The sequence below is a fragment of the Streptomyces sp. 8N114 genome, assembly GCF_052245835.1.
Lineage (GTDB): Bacteria > Actinomycetota > Actinomycetes > Streptomycetales > Streptomycetaceae > Streptomyces.
In genome coordinates this window covers 278,682-302,294 of the sequence record NZ_JBQQBT010000005.1, presented here as the reverse complement: position 1 = coordinate 302,294, position 23,613 = coordinate 278,682, and the positions used below count along the sequence as shown (strand labels likewise).

The 23,613-nt window shown below is 69.6% G+C and carries 23 protein-coding genes; 7 read left to right on the top strand and 16 right to left on the bottom strand.

Features of this window, described 5'->3' with window-relative positions; all coding sequences use genetic code 11:
• Positions 1 to 57: 57 nt before the first annotated feature.
• Positions 58 to 978 (bottom strand): LysR family transcriptional regulator, encoded by a 921-nt coding sequence (locus ACTWQF_RS14195; RefSeq protein ID WP_443279712.1) that lies wholly within the window; start codon positions 976 to 978, stop codon positions 58 to 60.
• Between the two features lie 73 nt (positions 979 to 1,051).
• Between ACTWQF_RS14195 and ACTWQF_RS14190 the strand changes: the two genes are divergently transcribed.
• The 3 genes from ACTWQF_RS14190 to ACTWQF_RS14180 all read left to right on the top strand — a co-directional run bounded on the left by ACTWQF_RS14190 (position 1,052) and on the right by ACTWQF_RS14180 (position 2,764).
• Positions 1,052 to 1,297, top strand: a complete 246-nt coding sequence (locus ACTWQF_RS14190) for a hypothetical protein (protein ID WP_443279711.1) — start codon at positions 1,052 to 1,054, stop codon at positions 1,295 to 1,297.
• The gene (locus ACTWQF_RS14185) at positions 1,281 to 2,204 is read left to right on the top strand and encodes an EamA family transporter (RefSeq protein WP_443279710.1); all 924 of its coding nucleotides are present in this window, start codon (positions 1,281 to 1,283) and stop codon (positions 2,202 to 2,204) included. The genes ACTWQF_RS14190 and ACTWQF_RS14185 overlap by 17 nt, the downstream gene beginning before the upstream one ends.
• 65 nt (positions 2,205 to 2,269) lie before the next feature.
• On the top strand, positions 2,270 to 2,764 hold the full coding sequence (locus ACTWQF_RS14180; protein WP_443279709.1) for a VOC family protein: 495 nt from the start codon (positions 2,270 to 2,272) through the stop codon (positions 2,762 to 2,764).
• 256 nt (positions 2,765 to 3,020) lie between these two features.
• On the opposite strand, the gene trpD is transcribed toward ACTWQF_RS14180, so the two are convergent.
• From trpD to ctaE, 5 genes are all read right to left on the bottom strand, one after another.
• Positions 3,021 to 4,085, bottom strand: a complete 1,065-nt coding sequence (trpD, locus tag ACTWQF_RS14175) for an anthranilate phosphoribosyltransferase (RefSeq protein WP_443279708.1) — start codon at positions 4,083 to 4,085, stop codon at positions 3,021 to 3,023.
• Between the two features lie 218 nt (positions 4,086 to 4,303).
• Complete coding sequence (gene qcrB / locus ACTWQF_RS14170; protein ID WP_443279707.1) at positions 4,304 to 5,953, bottom strand: cytochrome bc1 complex cytochrome b subunit; 1,650 nt, start codon at positions 5,951 to 5,953, stop codon at positions 4,304 to 4,306.
• Positions 5,950 to 7,014 (bottom strand): cytochrome bc1 complex Rieske iron-sulfur subunit, encoded by a 1,065-nt coding sequence (qcrA, locus tag ACTWQF_RS14165; protein WP_443279706.1) that lies wholly within the window; start codon positions 7,012 to 7,014, stop codon positions 5,950 to 5,952. Before qcrA ends, qcrB begins: the two co-directional genes overlap by 4 nt.
• Complete coding sequence (gene qcrC, locus ACTWQF_RS14160) at positions 7,011 to 7,823, bottom strand: cytochrome bc1 complex diheme cytochrome c subunit (protein WP_443279705.1); 813 nt, start codon at positions 7,821 to 7,823, stop codon at positions 7,011 to 7,013. Before qcrC ends, qcrA begins: the two co-directional genes overlap by 4 nt.
• Before the next feature lie 103 nt (positions 7,824 to 7,926).
• Positions 7,927 to 8,544 (bottom strand): aa3-type cytochrome oxidase subunit III, encoded by a 618-nt coding sequence (gene ctaE / locus ACTWQF_RS14155; RefSeq protein ID WP_443279704.1) that lies wholly within the window; start codon positions 8,542 to 8,544, stop codon positions 7,927 to 7,929.
• Positions 8,545 to 8,786: 242 nt separating this feature from the next.
• Here ctaE and ACTWQF_RS14150 point away from each other — a divergent pair, with 242 nt between their 5' ends.
• Complete coding sequence (locus ACTWQF_RS14150; protein ID WP_443279703.1) at positions 8,787 to 9,200, top strand: hypothetical protein; 414 nt, start codon at positions 8,787 to 8,789, stop codon at positions 9,198 to 9,200.
• Between the two features lie 187 nt (positions 9,201 to 9,387).
• Here ACTWQF_RS14150 and ACTWQF_RS14145 read toward each other — a convergent pair whose 3' ends face one another.
• The 4 genes from ACTWQF_RS14145 to ctaC all read right to left on the bottom strand — a co-directional run bounded on the left by ACTWQF_RS14145 (position 9,388) and on the right by ctaC (position 13,954).
• On the bottom strand, positions 9,388 to 10,683 hold the full coding sequence (locus ACTWQF_RS14145) for an Ig-like domain-containing protein (RefSeq protein WP_443279702.1): 1,296 nt from the start codon (positions 10,681 to 10,683) through the stop codon (positions 9,388 to 9,390).
• A gap of 135 nt (positions 10,684 to 10,818) precedes the next feature.
• Positions 10,819 to 11,217: a cytochrome c oxidase subunit 4 gene (locus tag ACTWQF_RS14140; RefSeq protein WP_209264814.1), complete on the bottom strand. Its 399-nt coding sequence runs from the start codon at positions 11,215 to 11,217 to the stop codon at positions 10,819 to 10,821.
• The gene (ctaD, locus tag ACTWQF_RS14135; RefSeq protein WP_443279701.1) at positions 11,214 to 12,944 is read right to left on the bottom strand and encodes an aa3-type cytochrome oxidase subunit I; all 1,731 of its coding nucleotides are present in this window, start codon (positions 12,942 to 12,944) and stop codon (positions 11,214 to 11,216) included. Before ctaD ends, ACTWQF_RS14140 begins: the two co-directional genes overlap by 4 nt.
• The gene (gene ctaC / locus ACTWQF_RS14130; RefSeq protein ID WP_443279700.1) at positions 12,941 to 13,954 is read right to left on the bottom strand and encodes an aa3-type cytochrome oxidase subunit II; all 1,014 of its coding nucleotides are present in this window, start codon (positions 13,952 to 13,954) and stop codon (positions 12,941 to 12,943) included. The genes ctaD and ctaC overlap by 4 nt, the downstream gene beginning before the upstream one ends.
• 280 nt (positions 13,955 to 14,234) lie before the next feature.
• Between ctaC and ACTWQF_RS14125 the strand changes: the two genes are divergently transcribed.
• Positions 14,235 to 15,626, top strand: coding sequence for a cysteine desulfurase/sulfurtransferase TusA family protein (locus ACTWQF_RS14125; RefSeq protein WP_443279699.1), 1,392 nt, complete (start codon positions 14,235 to 14,237; stop codon positions 15,624 to 15,626).
• A 16-nt stretch (positions 15,627 to 15,642) separates the two neighbouring features.
• Here ACTWQF_RS14125 and ACTWQF_RS14120 read toward each other — a convergent pair whose 3' ends face one another.
• Together ACTWQF_RS14120 and nadA are read right to left on the bottom strand one after the other, a co-directional pair.
• Positions 15,643 to 16,506, bottom strand: coding sequence for a GNAT family N-acetyltransferase (locus tag ACTWQF_RS14120; protein ID WP_443279698.1), 864 nt, complete (start codon positions 16,504 to 16,506; stop codon positions 15,643 to 15,645).
• Positions 16,507 to 16,639: 133 nt separating this feature from the next.
• Entirely contained in the window at positions 16,640 to 17,818 is a 1,179-nt protein-coding gene (nadA, locus tag ACTWQF_RS14115; protein WP_443279697.1) for a quinolinate synthase NadA, read from the bottom strand.
• Positions 17,819 to 18,064: 246 nt separating this feature from the next.
• On the opposite strand from nadA, the gene erpA reads away from it, so the two are divergent.
• A complete protein-coding gene (gene erpA, locus ACTWQF_RS14110) occupies positions 18,065 to 18,418 on the top strand; it encodes an iron-sulfur cluster insertion protein ErpA (RefSeq protein WP_099880034.1) in 354 nt (117 codons plus the stop codon).
• Positions 18,419 to 18,546: 128 nt separating this feature from the next.
• Here erpA and ACTWQF_RS14105 read toward each other — a convergent pair whose 3' ends face one another.
• Both ACTWQF_RS14105 and ACTWQF_RS14100 read right to left on the bottom strand, forming a co-directional pair.
• Entirely contained in the window at positions 18,547 to 19,923 is a 1,377-nt protein-coding gene (locus tag ACTWQF_RS14105) for a hypothetical protein (RefSeq protein ID WP_443279696.1), read from the bottom strand.
• 140 nt (positions 19,924 to 20,063) lie between these two features.
• The gene (locus ACTWQF_RS14100) at positions 20,064 to 20,276 is read right to left on the bottom strand and encodes a hypothetical protein (RefSeq protein WP_443279695.1); all 213 of its coding nucleotides are present in this window, start codon (positions 20,274 to 20,276) and stop codon (positions 20,064 to 20,066) included.
• Positions 20,277 to 20,438: 162 nt separating this feature from the next.
• Between ACTWQF_RS14100 and ACTWQF_RS14095 the strand changes: the two genes are divergently transcribed.
• Positions 20,439 to 21,413 carry a carbohydrate kinase family protein gene (locus ACTWQF_RS14095; RefSeq protein WP_443279694.1) on the top strand — a complete coding sequence of 325 codons (975 nt, stop codon included), beginning with the start codon at positions 20,439 to 20,441 and terminating at the stop codon, positions 21,411 to 21,413.
• A 63-nt stretch (positions 21,414 to 21,476) separates the two neighbouring features.
• On the opposite strand, the gene ACTWQF_RS14090 is transcribed toward ACTWQF_RS14095, so the two are convergent.
• Positions 21,477 to 22,169, bottom strand: coding sequence for a response regulator (locus ACTWQF_RS14090; RefSeq protein WP_443279693.1), 693 nt, complete (start codon positions 22,167 to 22,169; stop codon positions 21,477 to 21,479).
• Entirely contained in the window at positions 22,166 to 23,482 is a 1,317-nt protein-coding gene (locus ACTWQF_RS14085; RefSeq protein WP_443279692.1) for a sensor histidine kinase, read from the bottom strand. The genes ACTWQF_RS14090 and ACTWQF_RS14085 overlap by 4 nt, the downstream gene beginning before the upstream one ends.
• Positions 23,483 to 23,613 lie beyond the last annotated feature (131 nt).

The window sequence follows — 23,613 nt, the reverse complement described above, 5'->3', positions numbered from 1 at the left end:
TAGGAGCCCGCTGTTTCGACCTGCGTGTCCTCCCGTAACACGCAGGAAAGGGACTGCTCACTTCGGCGCAGGCTGCGATGTGAGAACCCCGGCCCGCTCCCGGAGCGCAGCCAGCCCGGCGGCGACGGCGGCCTGGCGCTCGCTGCCCCGCCGCACCACGGTCAGCACCCGCCGGAACGGCGGCGGACTCCCCTGCACGGGCACCCGGACGACCTGCGGAAAGCCCGCGGTCGACATCAGCCGCGGCACCAGGCACACCCCCAGTCCGTACCCGATCATCGCCAGCACGGCGGGCCACTCGTCGGAGTGGTGCACCCGGCGCGGTGCGAAGCCCGCGGCGGCGCACAGCGCCTGGACGAGCCGGTCCTGGTCGTGGTGCGGGGTGATCCAGTCCTCCCCCGCCGCGGCGGCCAGATCGACCGGTTCCCCTCCGGCCAGCGGGTGCCCGAGCGGGACGACGAGGTCCAGGAAGTCGTCCATGAGCGGACGCTGCTCGAAGCGGGGGTCGTCGGCCGCGGGGCTGTCGGAGTGCGGCGTCAGTACGGCGATGTCCGCCTGGTCCGCCAGCAGCCGCTGGTAGCTGCGCCGGGTATCCGACTCATGGATACGGACGCGGACGGGCGGCCGTGCGTGCAGCAGCTCGGAGGCCGTGGGCGCCAAGAGGGAGGCGATGGTGGTGGTGAACCCCTCGATGCGCAGCGTCCGCCGTCCCTCCCCGCCGTGTTCGGCCAGATCGGCGCGGGCCTGTTCCCACTGTGCGTGCAGTACGTCCGCGTGGCGCAGCAGCACCCTCCCGGCGGGGGTCAGCCGCAGAATCCGCCCGTCCTGGCGCAGCAGTTCGGCGTCGGCCTGCTGAGCGAGCTGCCGCAGCTGCTGGGAGACCGCGGAGGGGGACAGATGCAGGGCCCGCGCCGCCGCGGTCACGGTGCCCTCGGAGTGGAGTACGCGCAGCGTGTGCAGGAGCCGTAGGTCGATCATGCACCAATTCAAAACGATCCCGTGCACAAAGATGCGATGGACGTGCATGCTGACCGCGCCTGACGCTGTCCGTATGGACAATCTCCGCAACCCTGGCGGCGGACGGTGCGCAACCTGCGGCTGGCCGCTGCACGACCCGTACGAGACCGTCTCCTGCCACCCGGTCACCGAGGGAACCGTCGTCTACTCCCGTTGCGCGTGCGGGACGCTGCGCGTCTGGCTCCGCCGGACCGAAGGCACCGACCAACTGCTCATCGGCGCCCACCGCACCCCGGACTCCGGCGACGCCCAGGCCGGATCCGATGGCCTCGGAGACTGAACCGGCCCCCTCCCCCTCCGGGCCACGACCGCGCAGCCCAGCGGTCCCCGCACCACTGCTCGTCCTCGGCAGCGTCGTCAGCGTCCAGACGGGACAGGCCCTGGGCAAGGGCCTGTTCGACGCGGCGGGCGGCCCGCTCGGCGTGGTGACACTGCGGCTCGGACTGGCAGCCCTGGTCCTGCTGGCACTGTGGCGCCCCCGGCCGCCCACCGACCGCCGCACCCTGCTGCTCGTCGTGGCCTTCGGCACGGCCATCGCCGGGATGAACCTCTCCTACCTCGCCATGGCGCACCTGCCCCTCGGGGTCGCCATGACGATCCAGCTCGCGGGCCCGATCACCGTCTCCCTGCTGATGTCGCGCCGCTGGACGGACGCGGGCTGCGGCCTGCTGGCGGCGGCCGGCATCGCGCTGTTCGCGCTGCCGGGCACGGGAGGCCGGCCGCTCTCCCCCGTCGGCCTGGCCTGGGCGGTGGCGTCCGCGCTCTCCATGGGCGCCTACCTGCTCCTCAGCAGACGGGCCGGCGCCCGGATGACAGGCGGTGGCCCGCTCGCCCTCGCCGTGTGCTGGGCCGCCGTACTGACCCTGCCGTTCGGGCCGGCCCAGGCCGGAGAGCGGCTCGCCGAGCCCCACGTCCTGCTCGCCGGACTCGGCGTCGCCCTGTTGTCGGCCGCGGCCCCCTACTCCCTCGAACTCGCCGCGCTGCGCCGCCTCCCCGCCCGCGTGGTGGGGGTCCTCCAGTCCCTGGAGCCGGTCGCCGCGGGCTGCGCGGGGCTCCTCCTGCTGGGCGAGCACCTGAGCGCGGCCCAGTGGCTGGCGGTCGGCTGCATCACCGTGGCGTCGACCGGAGCGGTCCTCGGCCACTGGGCCGGTGGAGTGGGGCGCGACGAATCCTCCGCGTACCGATGAATTCCCGCACCGGGACAGGTCTGTACTGACAAGCGTCGTATCGCCGCACACAGGGAGGCATCACCATGAAGCAGCCGCAGAAGATCAAGACGTTCCTCTGGTACGACGGGAAGGCCGAGGAGGCCGCGAAGTTCTACACCTCGCTCTTCGACGACTCCCGCATCGTGGAGGTCACCCACTACAACGAGGCCCACAACGAGGTGGCTCCCGGCAAGACCGGTGCCGTGCTGACCGTCCTCTTCGAGCTGGCCGGACAGCAGTTCGTCGCCCTCAACGGCGGCCCCGAGTTCCAGTTCACCGAGGCGATCTCGCTTCAGGTGGACTGCGGCTCCCAGGAGGAGGTGGACACCCTCTGGGCCAAGCTGACCGCTGACGGCGGCGAGGAGGGCCCGTGCGGCTGGCTCAAGGACAAGTACGGCGTCTCCTGGCAGATCGTCCCCCGCCGCCTGTTCGAGCTCCTCGACGAGGGGGCCCCGGCCCAGGCCGAAGCCGTCACCAAGGCCATGCTCGGCATGCACAAACTCGACATCGCCGCCCTGGAAGCCGCCGCCAAAATGTGAGGGCCCCGCTACGCATCCGCTTGTGGGCCACACCCACTGCTGCGCTTGGGCAGTCTGCTCCCCCAGCCTCCGGCCGGGAGGTGCCCCCAGGGCGCAGGGTGGGCAAGCGCAGCACCGGCCACGGGGCCGCAGACGAACGGCGCCCACGCTGCGGCGCGGGGTGCCAGCCGGTGCGCGGCTGCGGCCCGCTTGTGCCCACCCGTCCCGCCCTGCGGGACAGATGCCCACAAGCGGGGCGATACCCCCCAAAACCGGATCAGCGATTGCTCGCGGCAACCCACCGCTCCAGCACCGCGCGGGCCGCCCCCGAGTCGATGGACTCGGCGGCCCTCTCCATGGCCGGCGCGATCTGCTCGCGCAGCGACCCCGCCCCGGGCGAGAGGGCCACCAACGCAGCGGCGGCGTTCAAGAGCACCGCGTCCCGCACGGGCCCGCGCTCCCCCTCCAGCAGCCGCCGCGCGACATCCGCGTTGTATGCGGCGTCCGCGCCCCGCAGCGCCTCCACGGGCACCAGCTCGATGCCCACGTCGCGCGGGTCGAAGCTCTCCTCCCGTACGGCACCGTCGCGGACGATCCACACGGTGGATGTCGCCGTGGTGGTCAGCTCGTCCAGCCCGTCGTCCCCGCGGAAGACCAGCGCGGAGGAGCCGCGCGCCGCCAGTACCCCGGCGATGATCGGCGCCATCCGCGCATCGGCCACCCCGGTGGCCTGCGAGGCGACCCGGGCCGGATTGGTGAGCGGGCCGAGGAAGTTGAAGGGGGTGGGAACCCCCAGCTCCTTGCGGGCCACGCCCACATGCCGCAGCGCGGGGTGGAACTTGACCGCGAAGCAGAAGGTGATGCCCGCCTCGTCCGCCATCGCGGCAACCTGCTCGGGCGGCAGCTCCAGGTTGACGCCCAGCTTCTCCAGCACGTCCGAGGCGCCGCTGGCGCTGCTCGCGGCGCGGTTACCGTGCTTGACGACCTTGGCGCCGGTGCCCGCGACGACGATTGCCGACATGGTCGAGATGTTGACGGTCTTCGCCCGGTCACCGCCCGTGCCGACGATGTCGACGGTGGCCCCGGGAACCTCGATCGTCCGGGCGTGCTCGTACATCGCTTCCACGAGACCGGAGATCTCCTCGACGGTCTCGCCCTTGGCCCGCAGCGCCACCGCGAAGCCGGCGATCTGCACGTCGCTGGCCTCACCGCGCATGATCCGGTCCATCGCCCACGCGGTGGCGTCCGCGCTCAGGTCCTCGCCCGCGAGCAGCGTGCTCAGCACGTCGGGCCAGGTACGCGCCGCCATGGTGTCGCCTCCGGCGGGGGTAGCAGCGCTCATGGTGACCACTTCCTGGCAATAGGACCGACGCATTGGTGCCGCCACCCTACCGAGTCCGTGGGCCGAACCGGCGGGCTGTTCAACCCAGCTGTTCAACCCATGAGCAGGTGCGTCCCCCGGCGGCGCCCACAAAGCCGGGAGGGGCCCACGGGACGTACCCGTGAACCCCTCCCGATGTGGCGGACTCAGCTGATTCAGCTGTGCGAAGTGCGAACCGGTCAGTGGTGCCCGTGACCGCTCTCGATCTCGCGGTACTCCTCCCGGGTCGGCTTCGGGATCTGTCCCGACTCCCCGTAGTAGCCCTTCGAGAGCTTGGCCCGCAGCTTCTGCCCGCGGGAGACCTTCCGCACGACGCCGTTCACATCCTTCACCGGACCGATCTCCACCGGCTCGTACTGGTCGTGCGCGGTGAGCGAGTGCAGCTGCTCCTGGGAGAGCGGCTCGTGGATCTCGACGAACTCACCGTGCGGCAGCCGCTTGATGGTGCCGGTCTCGCGGCCGTGCAGCACCTTCTCCCGGTCCTTGCGCTGGAGGCTGAGGCAGAAGCGCCGGGTGATCCAGAAGACCAGGACAGGCATGACGAAGAACGCAATCCGCACGAACCATGTGATCGCGTTGATCGACAGATGGAAGTGCGTCGCCCACAGGTCGTTGCCACCGCCGACGAGGAGCACGAAGTACCAGGCGATCCACGCGGCGCCGAAGGCCGTACGCGTAGGTGCGTTGCGCGGCCGGTCGGCGATGTGGTGCTCACGCTTGTCCCCCGTCACCCATGCCTCGATGAACGGGTAGACGGCAATCGCGACAAGCACCAACGGGAAGATGATCAGCGGGATGAACACGCCGAGCACCAGCGTGTGACCCCACAGGTTGACTTCCCATCCCGGCATGAACCGGATCAGGCCCTCGGAGAAGCCCATATACCAGTCGGGCTGCGCGTTGGTGGACACCTGGTCGGGCCGGTAGGGCCCCAGCACCCAGATCGGGTTGATGGTGAACAGCGCCGAGATGGCCGCGATCACACCGAAGACCAGGAAGAAGAAGCCTCCGGCCTTGGCCATGTACACCGGCAGCAGCGGCATGCCGACCACGTTGGTGTTCTTCCGGCCGGGGCCCGCGAACTGGGTGTGCTTGTGGTAGAAGACCAGGATCAGATGCGCCACCAGCAGCCCGAGCATGATGCCCGGCAGCAGCAGGATGTGGATCGAGTAGAACCTGGCCACGAAGTCGTGCCCGGGGAACTCGCCGCCGAACAGGAACATCGACAGGTACGTGCCCACGATCGGCACGGACAGGACCGCGCCCTCCATGAACCGGACACCGGTGCCGGAGAGCAGGTCGTCCGGGAGCGAGTAGCCGGTGAAGCCGGTGAACATGCCCAGGACGAAGAGCAGGAACCCGAAGACCCAGTTGACCTCGCGCGGCTTGCGGAAGGCCCCCGTGAAGAAGACGCGCATCATGTGCACGAACATCGCCGCGAGGAAGATCAGCGCCGCCCAGTGGTGGATCTGCCGCACCAGCAGACCACCGCGTACGTCGAAGCTGATGTCCAGCGTCGAGGCGTACGCCTCCGACATCCGCACCCCGTGCATCGGGGTGTAGGCGCCGTGGTACTCCACCTCGTTCATCGACGGGTGGAAGAACAGCGTCAGATAGACGCCGGTCAGGATGATGATGATGAAGCTGTAGAGCGCGACCTCACCCAGCATGAAGGACCAGTGGTCCGGGAAGATCTTGCGCATGTTGGCCTTGGCGAGGCTGTAGATGCCCAGCCGTCCGTCGGCCCAGTCGGCGACCCGCTCGCCCGCGGGTGCCTTCTTCTTGCCCTCGGCAGCCGCGCTGCCCGCGGGCTCGGTTCCAGTACTCATCCGCGCTCCCAGAAGGCCGGACCGACGGGCTCCGCGAAGTCGCCCTGCGCTTCGAGGTAGCCGTCCTTGTTGACGCTGATGTTGAGCTGCGGCAGCGGGTGGCCGGCGGGTCCGAAGAGCACGCGCGCACCGTCGGACAGGTCGAACGTCGACTGGTGGCACGGGCACAGGACGTGGTGGGTCTGCTGCTCGTAGAGGCTGACGGGGCAGCCGACGTGCGTGCAGATCTTCGAGAAGGCGACGATCCCCTCGTGCGACCAGTCCAGCTCGCGCTTGTCCTTGATGTCGTTCGGCTCCAGCCGCACGATCATCAGAGCCGCCTTGGCGATCTCCTTCGCGAACTCCTCGTCGCCGTGCTCGAGGCCCTCGGGCTTGGCGAAGGTGAGCGAGCCGACGGCGATGTCCTCGGGACGCAGCGGCTCGTCGGTGTTCTCGTTGACGAGCAGCTTGCCCTTCTTCCAGGCAGTGTGCCGCAGCTTGTCCTCGGGCAGCGGACCCAGATCGCGCAGCAGGACGACGCCGGAGAGCGGCACCAGGGCCACGGCACCGAACATCGTGTTGCGGATGAGCTTCCGGCGGCCGAGGGCCGACTCCTTGGCACCCTGCCTGAAGTCGGACATGACCTTCTCGCGCACCTCCGGGGAGGCGGCGATGGCGTGCCGCTCGTCGACCATCTCCTCGTCGGACATCAGCGTGCGGGCCCAGTGGACCGCACCGGCGCCGATACAGAAGAGGGCGACGCCCAGGGTGAGGCCGAGTGCCAGGTTCAGCGCGCTGACGTTCCCGATCGGCCAGACATAGACGATCTCGTCGATCGGGAAGGCCACGAAGGAGGCGATGAAGCCCACCGTGGCCAGCATGGACAGCGTGAAGAGGAAGGCGACGGTGCGCTCGGAGCGCTTGGCCGCCCGCTCGTCGATGTCCTGGATGCGGTGCTCGTGCGGCGGCAGGCCCGGGTCCGCGAAGGGGTCGGTCTTCGCCACCTCCGCACCGTGGGATTCCTGCTCTGCAGGCAGGTTCTCGTCTGACACGTTCTCGTCTGGTCCAGTCTGGCTACTCATGACTTCTTGGCCTTTGCGGTCCGAGCGGCGACCCAGACAGCGACGGCGATCAGCGCGCCGAGACCGAAGATCCAGGCGAACATGCCCTCCGCGACGGGGCCGAAGCCACCGAGCTTGAACCCGCCGGGGCTCTCCGACTTGTCGCTGTTGACCTCCTTCACGTACGCGACGATGTCCCGCTTGTCCTTCTCGGGAAGCGCACCGTCGGTGAAGGACGGCATGTTCTGGGGGCCGGTCTGCATGGCCTCGTAGAGGTGCTTGGGATCGACATCTTCGAGGTCGGGCGCGAACTTGCCGTGCGTGAGGGCACCGCCCTCGCCGGTGAAGTTGTGGCACTGCGAGCAGTTGGTGCGGAAGAGTTCCCCGCCCCTGGCGACGTCGGCACCGCTCGGGTCGTACATGTCCTTGGTGGGCTTGCTCGGGCCCGAGCCCAGGGAGGCGACGTACGCGGCGAGCTGGTTGATCTCGTCCTGGTCGTAGATCCTCTTCTTCTTGGGCACCTGGGCGCCGGGCTGCTGGGCAGGCATCCGGCCGGTGCCGACCTGGAAGTCCACCGCCGCGGCCCCGACACCGACCAGGCTGGGACCGTCGCTGGTCCCCTGGCCGCCGGTCCCGTGGCAGCTGGAGCACCCGGTGGCGTAGAGCTTCTTGCCCTCCTCGATGGCGAGGGACTTACTCGACTCCTGCTCGGCCTTGGCCTCGCCCGCGGGAGCGAACGCGGTGTACAGCCCCCCGGTGGCCGCCAGCGCGAAGAGTAGAACGACAAGCGCCGCCAGCGGATGGCGCCGTCGTGCGGAGAGCTTTTTCACGGATTACCCCGGTGTCAGGATCTTCTCGTCGATGCTGTGTCTGTCCGTCTGTTCCGTAGTCCGCCTGTGCGGTACGGCGCGCGGCGGTGCCGCGCCCGCTCGGTTACCGGATCAGGTAGATCGTGGCGAAGAGGCCGATCCAGACGACATCGACGAAGTGCCAGTAGTAGGACACGACGATGGCGGCGGTGGCCTGGTGGTGAGTGAACCGCCTGGCCGCGTAGGTGCGCCCCAGGACGAACAGGAAGGCGATGAGACCGCCTGTCACGTGCATCCCGTGGAAACCGGTGGTCAGGTAGAACACCGATCCGTACGGACTCGAGGAGAGTGAGGTGCCCTCCTTGACCAGCTCCGTGTACTCGAAGACCTGGCCGCCGATAAAGATCGCACCCATGACGAAGGTGACGATGAACCACGCGCGGAGCTTCTTCACGTCACCGCGCTCGGCAGCGAAGACGCCGAGCTGACAGGTGAGCGAGGAGAGCACCAGGATCGTGGTGTTCGTCGCCGAGAAGGGAAGGTTCAGCTCAGAGGCATGCTCCTTCCAGTACTCGGCTCCGGTCACCGACCGAAGGGTGAAGTACATCGCGAAGAGGGCCGCGAAGAACATCAGCTCGGAACTCAGCCAAATGATGGTTCCGACACTGGTGAGGTTCGGCCGGTTGACCGACGGGTGCGCGTGCCCGGTTTCTACTGCTGTTGCTGTCGCCACGACCGACATTATGTCGGTCGCTTATCCCGGCCTCACTTCGGGGGGTCCCGTTCGGTGTGTCCGTACCCGGCTCCTGCGCTGTGCCCTGGGAAGACGGCGCTCCCCCGGCCCTCTTACGGCCAAGTATCAGGGTGTGCTGACCGGTGTTGACGGTGCGTCGGAGGGAGTAGCATCCGAGCGGCGCCACCGCGAAAAGCGGCTTCTTGCCGCCCGGTGCGTCACGGTTCGCCCGATACGGACGCGGAGGAACAATGCAGCCGACCGCCACGGTGCTGGTCTACAGCGACAACGCCACCACCCGCGAGCAGGTGCGGCTCGCAGCAGGCCGCAGGCCCGCCACCGATGTGCCCGAGGTCCGCTACGTGGAGTGCGCCACCCTCCCCGCGGTGCTCGCCACGCTGGAGGAGCTGCACGTGGACGCGTGTGTGCTGGACGGGGAGACCGCCCCGGCCGGCGGTATGGGCGTCTGCCGGCAGATCAAGGACGAGATCTTCGAGTGCCCGCCGGTGCTGCTGCTGATCGGCAGGCCGCAGGACGCCTGGCTGGCCACCTGGAGCCGGGCCGAGGCCACCGTCTCGCACCCGATCGACCCGGTGGCACTGGCCGACGCGCTGGCCGGGCTGCTGCGGGACCGCACCGGCGACGGCACCCTCGCCCCGGCCTGAAGCCCGCCTGACGCTCCCGCCCTCCCCCAGCCTCCGGCCGGGGGACCCCAGCTGAGCACCGGGCCGGAAGGCCCGCCAGGAGAAGCGCCGCGCCCGTCTGCCCCCTCGGCCGGGGGACAGACGGGCGCGGCTTTCTGTTCACAGATTTCTGGTTGTTTCACAGATTTCCGGTCGCACCGGGGACAGGTCATACCTGGGGACGCAGCCGCGCGGCGTCCGCGGGGCTGCTTCCGGGGGGTTTGCCGTGGTTGACGGCGCTGCCGGCGCGCCACTTCTTCCAGCCCAGGTTCCAGTCCCCGAAGCCGTTGCCGAAGGGGGCCATCTTCTCGCCCGCCGAATTGACGTGCTGGACGATGTCGCCCTGGCGGACGTTGTCGAAGAACCACTTGGCGTTGGCGCTGCTCATGCCGGTGCAGCCGTGGCTGGTGTTCGACACGCCCTGGGAACCGACCGACCAGGGGGCACCGTGCACGTACTCACCGCTGTTGGTGAGGCGGGTGGCCCAGTGGACGGGCAGGTCGTAGAAGTCCGAGGCACCGATGCTGGCGCTCGTCATCCGTACGAAGGGCTCCTTGGTGAGGATCACCTTGATGCCGTTGCGGGTCTCGTAACCCGCCTTGCCCGTGGTGACGGGTATGGAGCGGATGGTTCTGCCGTTCTTCCTGACGGTCATCACGTGCGAGGAGGCGTCGGTGATCGCTTCTATTCGGTCGCCGGTCTTCAGCCGAACGGATTCGGCCTTGCCGCCGTAGAGGCCGTCGCGCACCTTCAGCCCTTTGAGTGACGAGCGGAGGGTGACGGAGGCGTGCGCGGGCCAGTAGGAGCTGGGCCGGTAGTGCAGCTCCTTGCTGTCCACCCAGTGCCAGGAGCCGTCCACATAGGGCTTGGACTCCACCTTCAGCGCCCGCTCGACCAGCTCGCGCTGCTTGCGGCCCTTGACGGGGTGGCTCAGCTCCGCCGTGAGGGGCTGTCCGACGCCATAGGTGCCGCTGTCCGGGCCCAGCTTGACGTCCAGATGCCTGGAGGCGGGCTTGGTCTCGAAACGCAGTGTGCGCCGCCCTGGGGCACCCTCGTCGTTCTCCGTGCTCACCTGGAGGGTGTAGCGCGCGCCGGCGGCCAGCGGCCCGGTGCTGTGCCAGCGCTTGCCGTCGGCGGACAGTTCGCCCGGCACCACATGGCCGGAGGCGTCGGTGGCGAAGATGTCGGTGAGGGAGTCGCCGTGCTGGGCGGTGACTTCGAGCGGCTGGTTCGGGTCGACGTCCTTGCTGTCGGCGTCGGCGTTGACGGCCACGGCGTCCGTGGCGTCGTAGGGGGTGGAGGCGAGCGAGTTGCCGCCGCTGCTGCCGCTGCAGGCGGCGAGCCCCACGGAGAGGGGTGCCAGCAGCAGGGCGCAGCTCTTCACCACCCGGCGCTTGTACTTACGGGACAGGGTTCGGGGGGTGAGGACCCCCTGTGCTATCGCAGTGCGTGGGCTGTGGCTCATGGGCCCAAAATATGAAGAATCGTCATTTCGGGCCCGCTGAGTGCGTACAAACGGGTCGGCCCCCCGGAGTGTCGGGGGGCCGATCCTTGCCTTTTCGGTTGTGTGGTGCTGCCGGTGGTGCGGCGCTGCGTCCGGCTACTGGGTGCGGTTCTGACCGTGGTAGTACTCGAACACCCAGCCGAACAGGCCGATCAGCAGCACCGGGGCCGAGACGTACACCAGCCACCAGCCGAGGGCCACGCCCAGGAAGGCGAAGGCGCCTCCGAGGCCCAGCACCAGCGGCTGCCAGCTCCACGGGCTGAAGAAGCCCAGCTCGCCGGCGTCGTCCGCGACGTCGGCCTCCTTGTTGTCCTGGGCGCCGGTGTCGACCCGGCGCGCGGTGAACGCCAGGTAGTAGCCGATCATGATGGACAGACCGAAGGCCAGGAAGAGGCCGGTGGTACCTACCGGCTCCTTCGACCAGAGCCCGTAGGTGATGGCGACTGCCAGCAGGAAGACCGACAGCCACAGGAACATCTTGCCCTGGATCTTCACTTCCCGGCCTCCTTGCTGCCGGCGAGCGCCCTCTGGTCCCTGTCCACGTTCTCCAGCTCGTCGAGCGCGGAGATCTCCGGGTGGTGCAGGTCGAAGGCCGGGGATTCGGAGCGGATACGGGGCAGGGTGAGGAAGTTGTGCCGTGGGGGCGGGCAGCTCGTCGCCCATTCGAGAGAACGTCCGTAGCCCCAGGGGTCGTCCACCTCGACCTTCTGACCGTACTTGTGCGTCTTCCAGACGTTGTAGAAGAACGGCAGCAGCGACATGCCCAGCAGGAACGAGCTGATGGTGGAGATGGTGTTCAGCGCGGTGAAGCCGTCGGCCGCCAGGTAGTCGGCGTACCGGCGCGGCATGCCCTCGGCGCCCAGCCAGTGCTGCACCAGGAAGGTGCCGTGGAAGCCGATGAACAGCGTCCAGAAAGTGATCTTGCCGAGCCGCTCGTCCAGCATCTTGCCGGTGAACTTCGGCCACCAGAAGTGGAAGCCGGCGAACATCGCGAAGACCACGGTGCCGAAGACGACGTAGTGGAAGTGCGCGACGACGAAGTACGAGTCGGAGACGTGGAAGTCCATCGGCGGCGAGGCCAGGATGACACCGGTCAGACCACCGAAGGTGAAGGTGATCAGGAAGCCGATGGTCCACAGCATCGGTGTCTCGAAGGACAACGAGCCCTTCCACATCGTGCCGATCCAGTTGAAGAACTTCACACCTGTCGGCACGGCGATCAGGAAGGTCATGAACGAGAAGAACGGCAACAACACGCCGCCCGTCACGTACATATGGTGCGCCCAGACCGTCACCGAGAGGCCGGCGATGGCGATGGTGGCGCCGATCAGACCGATGTAGCCGAACATCGGCTTGCGGCTGAAGACCGGGATGACCTCGGAGACGATGCCGAAGAACGGCAGCGCGATGATGTACACCTCTGGATGGCCGAAGAACCAGAAGAGGTGCTGCCACAACAGCGCCCCGCCGTTGGCCGAATCGAAGATGTGCGCCCCGAACTTGCGGTCCGCCTCCAGGGCGAACAGCGCGGCGGCCAGCACCGGGAAGGCCAGCAGCACCAGCACACCGGTGAGCAGCACGTTCCAGGTGAAGATCGGCATACGGAACATCGTCATGCCGGGTGCGCGCATGCAGATGATCGTGGTGATGAAGTTGACCGAGCCGAGGATGGTGCCGAAGCCGGAGAGGGCCAGGCCCATGATCCACATGTCGGCGCCGACACTTGGCGAACGGACCGCGTCCGAGAGCGGCGAGTAGGCGAACCACCCGAAGTCGGCCGCGCCCTGCGGGGTGAGGAAACCGCCCACCGCGATCAGCGAACCGAAGAGGTAGAGCCAGTAGGCGAACATGTTCAGCCGCGGGAAGGCCACATCGGGCGAACCGATCTGCAGCGGCATGATCCAGTTCGCGAAGCCGGCGAACAGCGGGGTGGCGAACATCAGCAGCATGACCGTGCCATGCATGGTGAACGCCTGGTTGAACTGCTCGTTCGACATGATCTGCATGCCGGGACGGGCCAGCTCGGCGCGCATGAAGAGCGCCATGACGCCGCCGATGCAGAAGAAGACGAACGACGTGATCAGATACAGGCTGCCGATCTTCTTGTGGTCCGTCGTCGTCAGCCAGTCGACAACGATCTGTCCTGGCCGCTTGGGACGCCCGGGGGTTGTCGCCTCAGCCGTCGCGGCGGCGGCACCCTGGGGTTCGTTGAGGATGCTCACGGGTTATTCGTCTCCGCATTCTTGGCGCCGCCCGTGGTGGCGGTACCCGCCGGGATGTAGCCGGTCTGGCCCTTCTTCGCCAGATCCTCCAGGTGCTTTTGGTAACGCTCCGGGGAGACGACCTTCACGTTGAAGAGCATCCGGGAGTGGTCGACGCCGCACAGCTCGGCACACTTGCCCCTGAAGGTGCCCTCCCTGTTGGGGGTCACCTCGAAGCGGTTGACATGGCCCGGGATGACGTCCTGCTTCATCAGGAACGGCAGGATCCAGAAAGAGTGGATGACGTCACGGGAGGTCAGGATGAACTGGACCTTCTCCCCCTTGGGCAGCCACAGGGTCGGACCCGGGTTGCCGTTCTGCGGGTTCTTGTCCGCCGGAGTGCCGGCCGTGTAGACGCCCTCGGCACCCTTGGGGAAGCCCTTGGTCATCCGGTCCGGGATGGCGCTCAGCTCCTTGTCCAGCGCCTTGTCCGTGTTGACGTCCGTCTTGGGATCGCCGTCCACGTCCTCGACGTAGTTGAAGCCCCAGCTCCACTGGTAACCAACGACGTTGATCACGTGGGTGGGCTTCTTGGAGGTCGCCAGAAGCTTGGTCTCGTCCCGGGCCGTGAAGTAGAACAGCACCGCGATGATGATGATCGGGACCACGGTGTACAGGGCCTCGATGGGCATGTTGTACCGGGTCTGCGGCGGGATCTCGACCTTGGACCGGGAGCGCCGGTGGAAGATGATGCTCCACAGGATCAGACCCCACACCAGCACGCCCACGGCGAGCGCGGCCGCCCAGGAGCCCTGCCACAGGGAGAGGATCCGCGGTGCCTCGTCCGTTACCGGGGTGGGCATACCGAGGCGGGGGAAGTCCTTTGATGTGCAACCGGTCGCGGTCGCCAGGACCAGGCCCGCGGCCAGCGCCTGCTGCAGCTTCCGCCGCATCGGGCGCCGCGACGTGGTGGTACCGCCCACGGCGCCCGAAGGGCGCCCGTGGGGGAGGTCGGAGCCGTTGGGACTCACGTAGCGCCTTCCCGAGAGTCTCGCCCGCGTCGGTCGGGCGCGGCCCTCTTACGTGGTCGGGCGCCGGCCCAGGCGCGGGCAGGGGTTTGGATGTTTATGCGGACCAAACCCTAGCCGACGCCATTTGGGGTCGCGCGGGGAGGGGGCGTAACGCGCCGCGCGCCACCCTGATGGGGTGGAATGCCGCCTGGGAGCCGCTGAACTGACGCTGTGCAGGCCGGTTCCCGGCTGATTGCGGCGCCGGATTCGCACGGTGCGGATGCGGCGGTAGCGTACAAGTGTGTCCTATTTTGATGCCGCTTCTTCGCTCCCGCTCCATCCCGTCGCACGACAGGCGCTGCTGGCGTCGGTGGACGAGGGGTGGGCCGACCCGGGCCGCCCGCACCGCGAGGGCAGACGGGCGCGGATGCTGCTGGACGCCGCGCGCGAGACCGCGGCCGAGGCCGTCGGGTGCCGTCCCGACGAGCTCCGTTTCACTTCTTCGGGTACGCAGGCGCTGCACGCCGGGATCACCGGGGCGCTCGCCGGACGGCGCCGGGCCGGACGGCGGCTGGTCGTCTCGGCGGTGGAGCACTCCGCGGTGCTGCACACCGCCGAGGTACACGAGCGGGCCGGTGGTCCGGTGCGCCAGGTCGGCGTCGACCGTACGGGGCGGGTGGACGCACAGGAGTGGGCCCAGGCGCTCGGCGACGACTGCGCGCTGGCCTGTCTCCAGTCCGCCAACCACGAGGTCGGCACCGTCCAGCCGGTGGAGGAGGTGGCCGCGGCCTGCGCCGAGGCGGGCGTCCCGCTGCTGGTGGACGCGGCACAGTCGCTGCCCTGGGGACCGGTCGAGGGGGCCTGGTCGCTGCTGACCGCCAGCGCCCACAAGTGGGGCGGTCCTGCGGGCGTCGGGCTGCTCGCCGTACGAAAAGGGGTGCGCTTCGCTCCGCAGGGACCGGTGGATGAACGGGAGTCCGGGACCGCGCCCGGCTTCGAGAACATCCCCGCCATCGTCGCCGCGGCGGCGGCGCTGCGGGCCGTGCGGGCCGAGGCCGACGCCGAGGCCGCCCGGCTGCGGGCGCTCGTCGACCGGATCCGGGCCCGGGTGCCCGAGCTGGTGCCGGACACCGAGATCGTCGGCGATCCGGTACGGCGGCTGCCGCATCTGGTGACCTTCTCCTGTCTGTACGTGGACGGCGAGGCCCTGCTGCACGCGCTGGACGCCGCGGGCTACTCGGTCTCCAGCGGCTCGTCCTGCACCTCCAGCACGCTGACTCCGAGCCATGTGCTGCGGGCCATGGGCGTGCTGTCGGAGGGCAACGTAAGGGTGTCGCTGCCCCCGGGGACGACGGAGAGCGATGTGGACCGGTTCCTGGAGGTGCTCCCCGGTGCCGTCGAGGGCGTACGGGCACACCTGGGCGCCGGGGCCGGCACCGCCGCCGGGCCCGCGCCGTCCGGTGCCGCGTCCGAGGTCACCGTCGATGCGCTGGGCAAGCTGTGCCCGCTGCCGGTGATCGAGCTGGCCAAGGTCATCGAGGGCGTGCCCGCCGGGGGCGTGGTCCGCGTACTGGCCGACGACGAGGCGGCGCGGCTCGACATCCCCGCCTGGTGCGAGATGACGGGGCACGCCTTCGAAGGGGTGGAGGGCGTCGAGTACCGGGTGCGGCGGGCGGAACCAGACGCCGGTTGAGCCGCACCGGCCGCCCTCAGAGGAAGGCGCCGGACGGGATGTACGGCGACGGGGGCCTCAGTCCGCGGAAGCAGACGAAGCCCTCGGCGCGGAGTTCCAGCCCCGCGCGGAGTCCGACGTCGACGGCCCACTGCTGGTCCGCGGTGATGTCCTGCACCTCCACGACGACGCCCTCTGGTACGCCGAGCAGTGCCGCGCTCAGCACCCGGGTGGCGAGCCGCCGGGAGGTGGCGCCCAGCAGCTCGACCTTGCCCTCCTCGCTGATGTAGCAGTAGCCGCTGCCGGCCAGGTCGTCGGCGACGACCAGCCGGTTGTGCCGCATCAGGAACTCGTGGTCGGGCCCGTGGGCGCCGCCGCGCAGCCGCCGGTCGACGGAGTCGAGCAGGTCGCGGTCGCGCGGGCCGCCCTCCACAGCCGCGCCCTCGACGGTGCCCAGTCCCGCCGGGTCGACGACGCCGCGCATCCGGATGGTGGGGTGCAGTTCGAACCCGGCCTGCCGGTAGACCCGGGCGGCGGCCGGGTGCCGGGAGCAGCAGATGATGCCGCGCAGACAGCCGCGCCCGTACTCCAGCGTGCGCTGGAGCAGCGCACGGCCGACGCCCTTGCCCTGGAGCCCGGGCGGCACGACGAGGAGGGCCAGGCCCCAGGTGCCCTCGCGGATATGGGACTGCGCGGCGCCGACGGCCTGGCCGGTCTCGTCCTCGGCGAGCCAGCTGCCCGCGGGATCGTGCCGGGCGATGTGCAGGATCTGCTCGCGGCGGCGGGGCGCCTGCGGCGGGGCGTCGCCTTTGAGGGCGTGCGGGGTTCCGAAGGCCGCCTCGGCCAGCTTTCTTACGGTCTCCGCGTCTTCTTCTGTATGTCTGACAGGGCGCAACAGCATCCGCGCACGGTACGGCTGCGTGAGGGGCCGCCTCAATGGGGCTGCTGAGGGGGTGCCCCTGTCCGCCGCCAGCAGGCTGCGGGTGCGTTGTGGCTTGTCGCGCAGTTCCCCGCGCCCCTTCGGGGCGCGTCCCTTACGGCAGGGCCAGCATGCGTTCCAAAGCGAGCTTGGCGTACTTCTCCGTCTCCGGGTCGACCTGGATCCGGTTGACGACCGTGCCGTCGGCCAGCGACTCCAGCGCCCACACCAGGTGCGGCAGGTCGATGCGGTTCATCGTCGAGCAGAAGCAGACGGTGCGGTCGAGGAAGACGATCTCCTTGTCCTCGGCGGCGAACCGGTTGGCCAGCCGCCGTACGAGGTTGAGCTCGGTGCCGACGGCCCACTTGGAGCCGGGGGGAGCCGCTTCCAGCGCCTTGATGATGTACTCCGTGGAGCCGACCTGGTCGGCCGCGGCGACCACCTCGTTCTTGCACTCGGGGTGCACCAGCACATTGACGCCCGGGATGCGCTCGCGCACCTCGCGGACCGAGTCCAGCGAGAAGCGGCCGTGCACGGAGCAGTGGCCGCGCCACAGGATCATCTTGGCGTCGCGGAGCTGCTGCGGGGTCAGCCCGCCGTTCGGCTTGTGCGGGTTGTAGACGACGCAGTCGTCCAGCGACATGCCCATGTCGCGGACGGCGGTGTTCCGGCCGAGGTGCTGGTCGGGCAGGAAGAGCACCTTCTCCCCCTCGCCGAATGCCCACTCCAGGGCCCGCTTGGCGTTGGAGGAGGTGCATATGGTGCCGCCGTGCCAGCCGGTGAACGCCTTGATGTCGGCGGAGGAGTTCATGTACGAGACGGGGACGGTCACTTCGGCGATCCCGGCCTCGGTGAGAACGTCCCAGCACTCGGCAACCTGTTCGGCACTGGCCATGTCGGCCATCGAGCAGCCGGCCGCCAGATCGGGGAGGACGACCTGCTGCGCTTCGGAGGTGAGGATGTCGGCGGACTCGGCCATGAAGTGCACGCCGCAGAAGACGATGTACTCGGCCTCCGGGCGGGCCGCGGCGTCCCGGGCCAGCTTGAAGGAGTCACCGGTCACATCGGCGAACTCGATGACCTCGTCGCGCTGATAGTGGTGGCCGAGCACGAAGACGCGGTCGCCGAGCTTCTCCTTCGCGGCACGGGCACGGGCCACCAGGTCCGGGTCGGAGGGGGCGGGAAGGTCGCCGGGGCACTCGACTCCGCGCTCGCTCCTGGGGTCGGCCTCACGGCCGAGCAGCAGCAGCGCGAGCGGGGTCGGCTGTACGTCCAGCGGCTGGGCGGCACTCACAGGACCAGCCCTTTCTGTAGCTCAGTTCTGATCTCAGTTCGACTTCGCGTCGGATTCTCGTCTAAGTGACGTTATCTATCATAACTGCTTCACGTCAGTTTGACGATGGCCATCGCGTCGATGTGACGCATTCCCAGCCGCTCCGGCGGTGTGCGAGCATGAAGTGACGCTCCTGGAATGAATCCGGGATGCCGACGGTTGAGCCGACGGTAAGAGAGCAGTCCGTACAACCCGGGAGAGAAGCAGATGTCCGTTTCGGACGAGACCGCTGTAAGCGAGGGCATCATCCTGTCCGACGCCGCCGCGGCGAAGGTCAAGAGCCTGCTTGAGCAGGAGGGCCGCGAAGACCTGGCGCTGCGCGTCGCCGTCCAGCCGGGTGGCTGCTCCGGCCTGCGGTACCAGCTCTTCTTCGACGAGCGCTCGCTCGACGGCGACGTGGTCAAGGAGTTCGACGGCGTCAAGGTCGTCACCGACCGGATGAGCGCGCCCTACCTCGGCGGCGCCTCCATCGACTTCGTCGACACCATCGAGAAGCAGGGCTTCACGATCGACAACCCGAACGCCACCGGCTCCTGCGCCTGCGGCGACTCGTTCAACTGAGCCACCCCCGGTCGGCCGCTGCCGACCGGCCGAGGTCGTGACAAGGGCGGCGGACTCCCCCCACCAGGAGTCCGCCGCCCTTGTCGTTCCCAGGGGCGGCGCCGGCCGCTAGGCGCCGGCTGCCCGGATCACTTGCGGGGCAGCTTCTCGCCGTCCCGCGCGTCGACCACCTTGCGGTCGCCCAGCTTCTTGTCGAGCTCCACCTCTGCGGTCTGCTTCTTGGCGATCTTGATGCAGACGTTCTTGCCGTCCTTCTTCGGCTTGGCGTCGATCTTGACCTTCACCGTGGAGCCGGACTCGTCGGCGGTGGCCTTGTAGGTGTCGCACACCCCGCCCCAGAAGGTCAGCTTCAGGGTGCGGCCCTCCGCCTTGTACGACTCGATCGCCTGCGAGGGCTGCTTGCCGCCCGCGCCGACGTCACCGCTGCCCGGCTTCGAGGGGTGGCCGGAGGTCTTCGAGGGCTTGAGGTACTTCTGCTGCACGGCCGGGTGGGTGACCTCCAGATCACCGCCGCCGGGCCGCTCCACCTTGTAGATCCACGCCGGGACGAGCAGTGGCCTGCCGTGCGAGCGCTCCAGCGACAGCCCGAAGACGGCATCGCCGACCTTCGCCGGCTCGTTGCCCCGCTCGCCCTCGTCCCCGTGCCCGCCGCGCGACTGGTTCGCCTTGTTCATCTCGTCGAGCGTCGCGGTGGCGCTCTGCACCGGGTAGACCTCGCCCTTGTCGGTCTTGTTCCAGCTGCCCTGCGCCCGGGTGATGGTGCCCTTGTCGTCCACCACGAAGGTGCTGTCCCAGCCGTGTGTCGGCAGGTGGTCCACCCTGGGCGAGGCGGTGACGGTACGGGTGCCGCCGACCGACGATCCGGCGTCCAGCGTGGCGTCCTCCAGCCCGAGCGCGCGCAGCGCGGGGCGTACGGCATCCTCCGCCTTCTTCTCGGAGAGGGGCTTGCCGCCCGGTGCGGGGTCGGGGTCGGCGTCCAGCGGCACGGTCTGGCCGTTCTGGTACGTCCACGCGCCGCCGGCGGCCCCGCGCTCGGCGGTCAGCCGGGGTCCCTTGCCCTGGCCGCCGCCCGCCTGCCAGCGGCCTTCCTGGTCCTTGATGGTGCCCTTGACGTGCAGCGCCTCGGCGAGCTTCGCCACCTGGGCGCGGCTCACATCATGGCCCGGCTTGTAGACGGCCGCGGCCTTGGGGCCGTCCGGCAGCTCGCCCTCGGCGCGGTAGCCGCGCGGGCCCATCGGCTCGCCGGGCGCGACGCCCTCGCCGCTGTCCCGGGCCGAGGTGGCGGTGCCGTCCAGGGCCAGCCGCGGGGGGCCGCCGTCGGGGCTGCGGCCGGCATCCGTGCTGCCCGAGCCGTTCGTGTCGCCGGAAAAGGCGGTGGACGCCCAGTACGCGCCGCCCCCGCCCGCGACGAGGACCGCGGCGGCCACGGCGCCGACGGTAAGCTGCCGCCGCCTGCTCCGGGGTGCCGGCCGGCCCTCGGTCTCGGGGGACTGGTCTGTACTCACCGAAAACTCCTTTGGCTCCGCGTCCATGAGCCCTCCCCACGCGGGGAACACTCATGCCCCCTCATGCGGGGGACGTGAGTGGGACGGGGACCGCAAGCGGACGGTTCCCGCACGGCGCGCTCCGTGACAGAGTCGGCCGTTCAGTCGCCGTACTCGGACATCCCGTCCAGGAGGCGTGCGGAGCGTACCGGAACTCGCACGCCGTGCAGCGAGGCCGGGCGGACGGGGCGCCGTTCCTCGGGCACCGCGGGCCGGACCGTCCAGTGCGGGACCATCCGTGCGCAGTCGCCGAGCAGTTGCTCCATCGACTCGTGCTCGGCGTACTCGACCGGGAAAGGCGCTGTTTTCCACATGAGGATCACGCTACGCATCGGATGAGCTGCCCGGAAGACCCTACTATGAGGTAGTTGTGTCCTGTTCGGCTCCGGGGACCCAGCGGGTAGCGTGGCGAGCGCCTTTCCCTCGTGCGCTGGACGTACGGGGGTACCCGATGTCTCTCAGGAGCAGAATTCGTCGTGCGTATCGCAGTCTGCGGCTCCATCGCAAACGACCACCTGATGACCTTCCCGGGGCGTTTCTCCGACCAACTGGTCGCCGACCAGTTGCACACGGTCTCGCTCTCCTTCCTCGTCGACCGCCTTGACATCCGCCGAGGCGGCGTCGGTGCCAACGTCGCTTTCGGCATGGGCCAACTCGGCGTCCGGCCGGTCCTCGTCGGCGCGGCAGGAGAGGACTTCGAGGAATACCGCGCCTGGCTCGAACGCCACGGTGTGGACACCGAGTCCGTGCACATCTCCGAGGTCGCGCACACCGCACGATTCGTCTGCACCACCGACGCGGACAACAACCAGATCGGCTCCTTCTACACCGGCGCCATGAGCGAGGCCCGGAACATCGAGATCAAGCACGTCGCCGACCGCGTCGGCCGGCTCGACCTCGTGCTGATCGGTGCCGACGATCCCGAGGGGATGATGCGCCATACCGAGGAGTGCCGTACCCGCGGCATCCCCTTCGCCGCCGACTACTCGCAGCAGATCGCGCGGATGGACGGCGAGGGCATCCGCAACCTCACCGACGGCGCGACCTATCTCTTCTCGAACGAGTACGAGAAGGAACTGATCGAGACCAAGACCGGCTGGAGCGATGAGGAGGTCCTCCAGCGCGTCGGCACGCGCGTCACCACGCTCGGCAAGAAGGGGGCCCGCATCGACCGGGCGGGCGAGGAGCCGATCGTTGTCGGCGTCGCCGAGGAGAAGCAGAAGGCCGACCCTACCGGGGTCGGCGACGCGTTCCGTGCCGGTTTCCTGTCCGGGCTGGCCTGGGGGGTCAGCCTGGAGCGCGCCGCGCAGGTGGGGTGCATGCTGGCGACTCTCGTCGTCGAGACGGTTGGTACGCAGGAGTACGAGTTGAAGCGGGTGCACTTCATGGAGCGCTTCACCAAGGCGTACGGGCATGATGCCGCCGCCGAGGTGCAGGCCCACCTGCCGTAACGGCTTCGCGACGTTGCTGGGGGCCCAACTCCGGGCCCCCTCCCGTCGTTCGGGCGCAATACGTCACTCCGAGAGGGAGGGCCGCACCAGTCCGCTCTCGTACGCGGCCACCACCAACTGCGCCCGGTCCCGGGCGCCGAGCTTGGCCATGGTGCGGTTGACGTGTGTCTTGATCGTGAGCGGGCTGACATCGAGCCGTTCGCCTATTTCGTCGTTGGACAGCCCGGCGGCCACCTGGGCCAGCACCTCGCGTTCGCGTGCGGTGAGCACGTCCAGCCGGGCCGCGCCGCGCCCCTCGGCGGCCGGGTCGTCCGGGTCCGAACTGCCGCCCTGAGCAAGGAACCTGGCTATCAGTCCCTTCGTCGCCACCGGGGAGAGCAGGGCCTCGCCCTTGGCCGCCGTCCGGATCGCGGCGAGCAGTTCGCCCGGCTCGGCGCCCTTGCCGAGGAACCCGGAGGCCCCGGCGCGCAGCGAGCTGACCACGTACTCGTCCACCTCGAAGGTGGTGAGGATGACGACCTTGACGTCGGCCAGGGCCGGGTCGGCGCTGATGGCGCGGGTGGCGGCCAGACCGTCGGTGCCGGGCATCCGGATGTCCATCAGCACCACGTCCGCGCCCTTTTCGCGGACCAGCGCCACGGCCTGCTCCCCGTCGGCCGCCTCGCCCACGACCTCCATGTCCGCCTCGGAGTCCACCAGCACCCGGAACGCGCTGCGCAACAGCGCCTGGTCGTCCGCGAGTACGACTCGGATCATGCGGGGGTCTCCTTCCGGGGAGCCGTCGTCTGCAGCGGCAACCGTACGTGGACCCGGAAGCCGCCGCCGGGCAGCGGTCCGGTCTCGCACGCGCCGTGCAGCGCGGCGGCCCGCTCCCGCATCCCGACCAGGCCGTGCCCGCCGCCCGCGCTCTCCGCGGGGTGGGCGGCGTCGGGATCGGCGGGGTCGCCGGCGGGGGTGGCGTCCTCGGGGATGGTGTGGGTGGTGCCCGCGCCGTCGTCGATGACGACGATCTCCAGCGCCTCCGCGTCCCGCCGTATCCGCACCTCGGCGTGGGCGCCGCTGCCCGCGTGCTTCTGCACGTTGGTGAGGGCTTCCTGGACGACGCGGTAGGCGGTCAGGTCCACCGCCGAGGAGAGCGGTGCCGCCGCGCCGGGCGGCGAGGTGTCCACGACGACGGACATCCCGGCGTGCCGGAAGCCGTCCACCAGCTCGTCCAGCACCTCCAGCCCCGGTGCGGGTTCGGTGGGTGCGGTGCTCTCCCCGGACTGCCGCAGCAGCCCGACGGTGGTCTGCAGCTCGGCGAGGGCGTGCCTGCTGGCGTCCCGGACGTGTGCGAGTGCCTGTTTGGCCTGGTCGGGGCGCTGGTCCATGACGTGCGACGCCACCCCGGCCTGTACGTTGACCAGCGCGATGTGGTGGGCGACCACGTCGTGCAGTTCCCGGGCGATCCGCATGCGCTCCTCCGCGACGCGGCGCCTGGCCTCCTCCTCGCGGGTGCGTTCGGCCCGCTCGGCGCGCTCCCGGATGGCGTTCACGAAAGCACGCCGGTTGCGGACCGCCTCACCGACGGCGGCGGCCAGCGCGGTCCAGGCGAGGATGCCGAGGTTCTCCTGCGCGTACCACGGGCGAGCCCCGAAGAGCATGCTCGTGGCGGTGAGCACGCCGACGGTGACGGCGCCGACCCGCCAGCTCGTACGGCGGTCGGTGGTGTTGGTGACGGTGTAGAGCGCGATGACCGCGGCCATGACGAGCGGCGCCTCGGGCGCCGAGCCGGCGTTGGGCCCCTCACCGGTGACGAGCGCGACGACGGAGATCAGGCCGGTCAGCAGCAGCACCGGCATCGGGGCCCGGCGGCGCAGCGCCAGCACTCCGCAGATGAGGACTGCCAGCAGCACGGTCTGCCCGCTGATCTCCCGCTCCGCGAACCGGGGCTGGCCGTTCGGGCCGTGCGGCTCGGTGGCGGCGCCGAGGAGGATGCAGCCGAACGTGCCCAGGGCGATGAGGGCATCGACCGCGTGGGGGTGCGCACGAAGTCGCTCGCGGATGTCGCGGAGTGTCACGGCAGGCACCGTAGGCCCGGCTCTCCTGTGTGTGCTGTCGGATCTGCTCTTGCAGGTCGCGTTGTGCGGTGGTGCGTATGGGCTGTGCGGGTGGTGCGTGTGGGGGGTCGGGGACGGGGCCCGCCTGTGCATGGAACCGG

Excerpts from the sequence above, each read along its gene's own strand:
- ACTWQF_RS14195 (WP_443279712.1), bottom strand. The coding sequence starts at position 978 with ATGATCGACCTACGGCTCCTGCACACGCTGCGCGTACTCCACTCCGAG.
- ACTWQF_RS14190 (WP_443279711.1), top strand. The coding sequence starts at position 1,052 with ATGGACAATCTCCGCAACCCTGGCGGCGGACGGTGCGCAACCTGCGGC.
- ACTWQF_RS14185 (WP_443279710.1), top strand. The coding sequence starts at position 1,281 with ATGGCCTCGGAGACTGAACCGGCCCCCTCCCCCTCCGGGCCACGACCG.
- ACTWQF_RS14180 (WP_443279709.1), top strand. The coding sequence starts at position 2,270 with ATGAAGCAGCCGCAGAAGATCAAGACGTTCCTCTGGTACGACGGGAAG.
- trpD (WP_443279708.1), bottom strand. The coding sequence starts at position 4,085 with ATGAGCGCTGCTACCCCCGCCGGAGGCGACACCATGGCGGCGCGTACC.
- qcrB (WP_443279707.1), bottom strand. The coding sequence starts at position 5,953 with ATGAGTACTGGAACCGAGCCCGCGGGCAGCGCGGCTGCCGAGGGCAAG.
- qcrA (WP_443279706.1), bottom strand. The coding sequence starts at position 7,014 with ATGAGTAGCCAGACTGGACCAGACGAGAACGTGTCAGACGAGAACCTG.
- ctaE (WP_443279704.1), bottom strand. The coding sequence starts at position 8,544 with ATGTCGGTCGTGGCGACAGCAACAGCAGTAGAAACCGGGCACGCGCAC.
- ACTWQF_RS14150 (WP_443279703.1), top strand. The coding sequence starts at position 8,787 with ATGCAGCCGACCGCCACGGTGCTGGTCTACAGCGACAACGCCACCACC.
- ACTWQF_RS14145 (WP_443279702.1), bottom strand. The coding sequence starts at position 10,683 with ATGAGCCACAGCCCACGCACTGCGATAGCACAGGGGGTCCTCACCCCC.
- ACTWQF_RS14120 (WP_443279698.1), bottom strand. The coding sequence starts at position 16,506 with ATGCTGTTGCGCCCTGTCAGACATACAGAAGAAGACGCGGAGACCGTA.
- erpA (WP_099880034.1), top strand. The coding sequence starts at position 18,065 with ATGTCCGTTTCGGACGAGACCGCTGTAAGCGAGGGCATCATCCTGTCC.
- ACTWQF_RS14100 (WP_443279695.1), bottom strand. The coding sequence starts at position 20,276 with ATGTGGAAAACAGCGCCTTTCCCGGTCGAGTACGCCGAGCACGAGTCG.
- ACTWQF_RS14090 (WP_443279693.1), bottom strand. The coding sequence starts at position 22,169 with ATGATCCGAGTCGTACTCGCGGACGACCAGGCGCTGTTGCGCAGCGCG.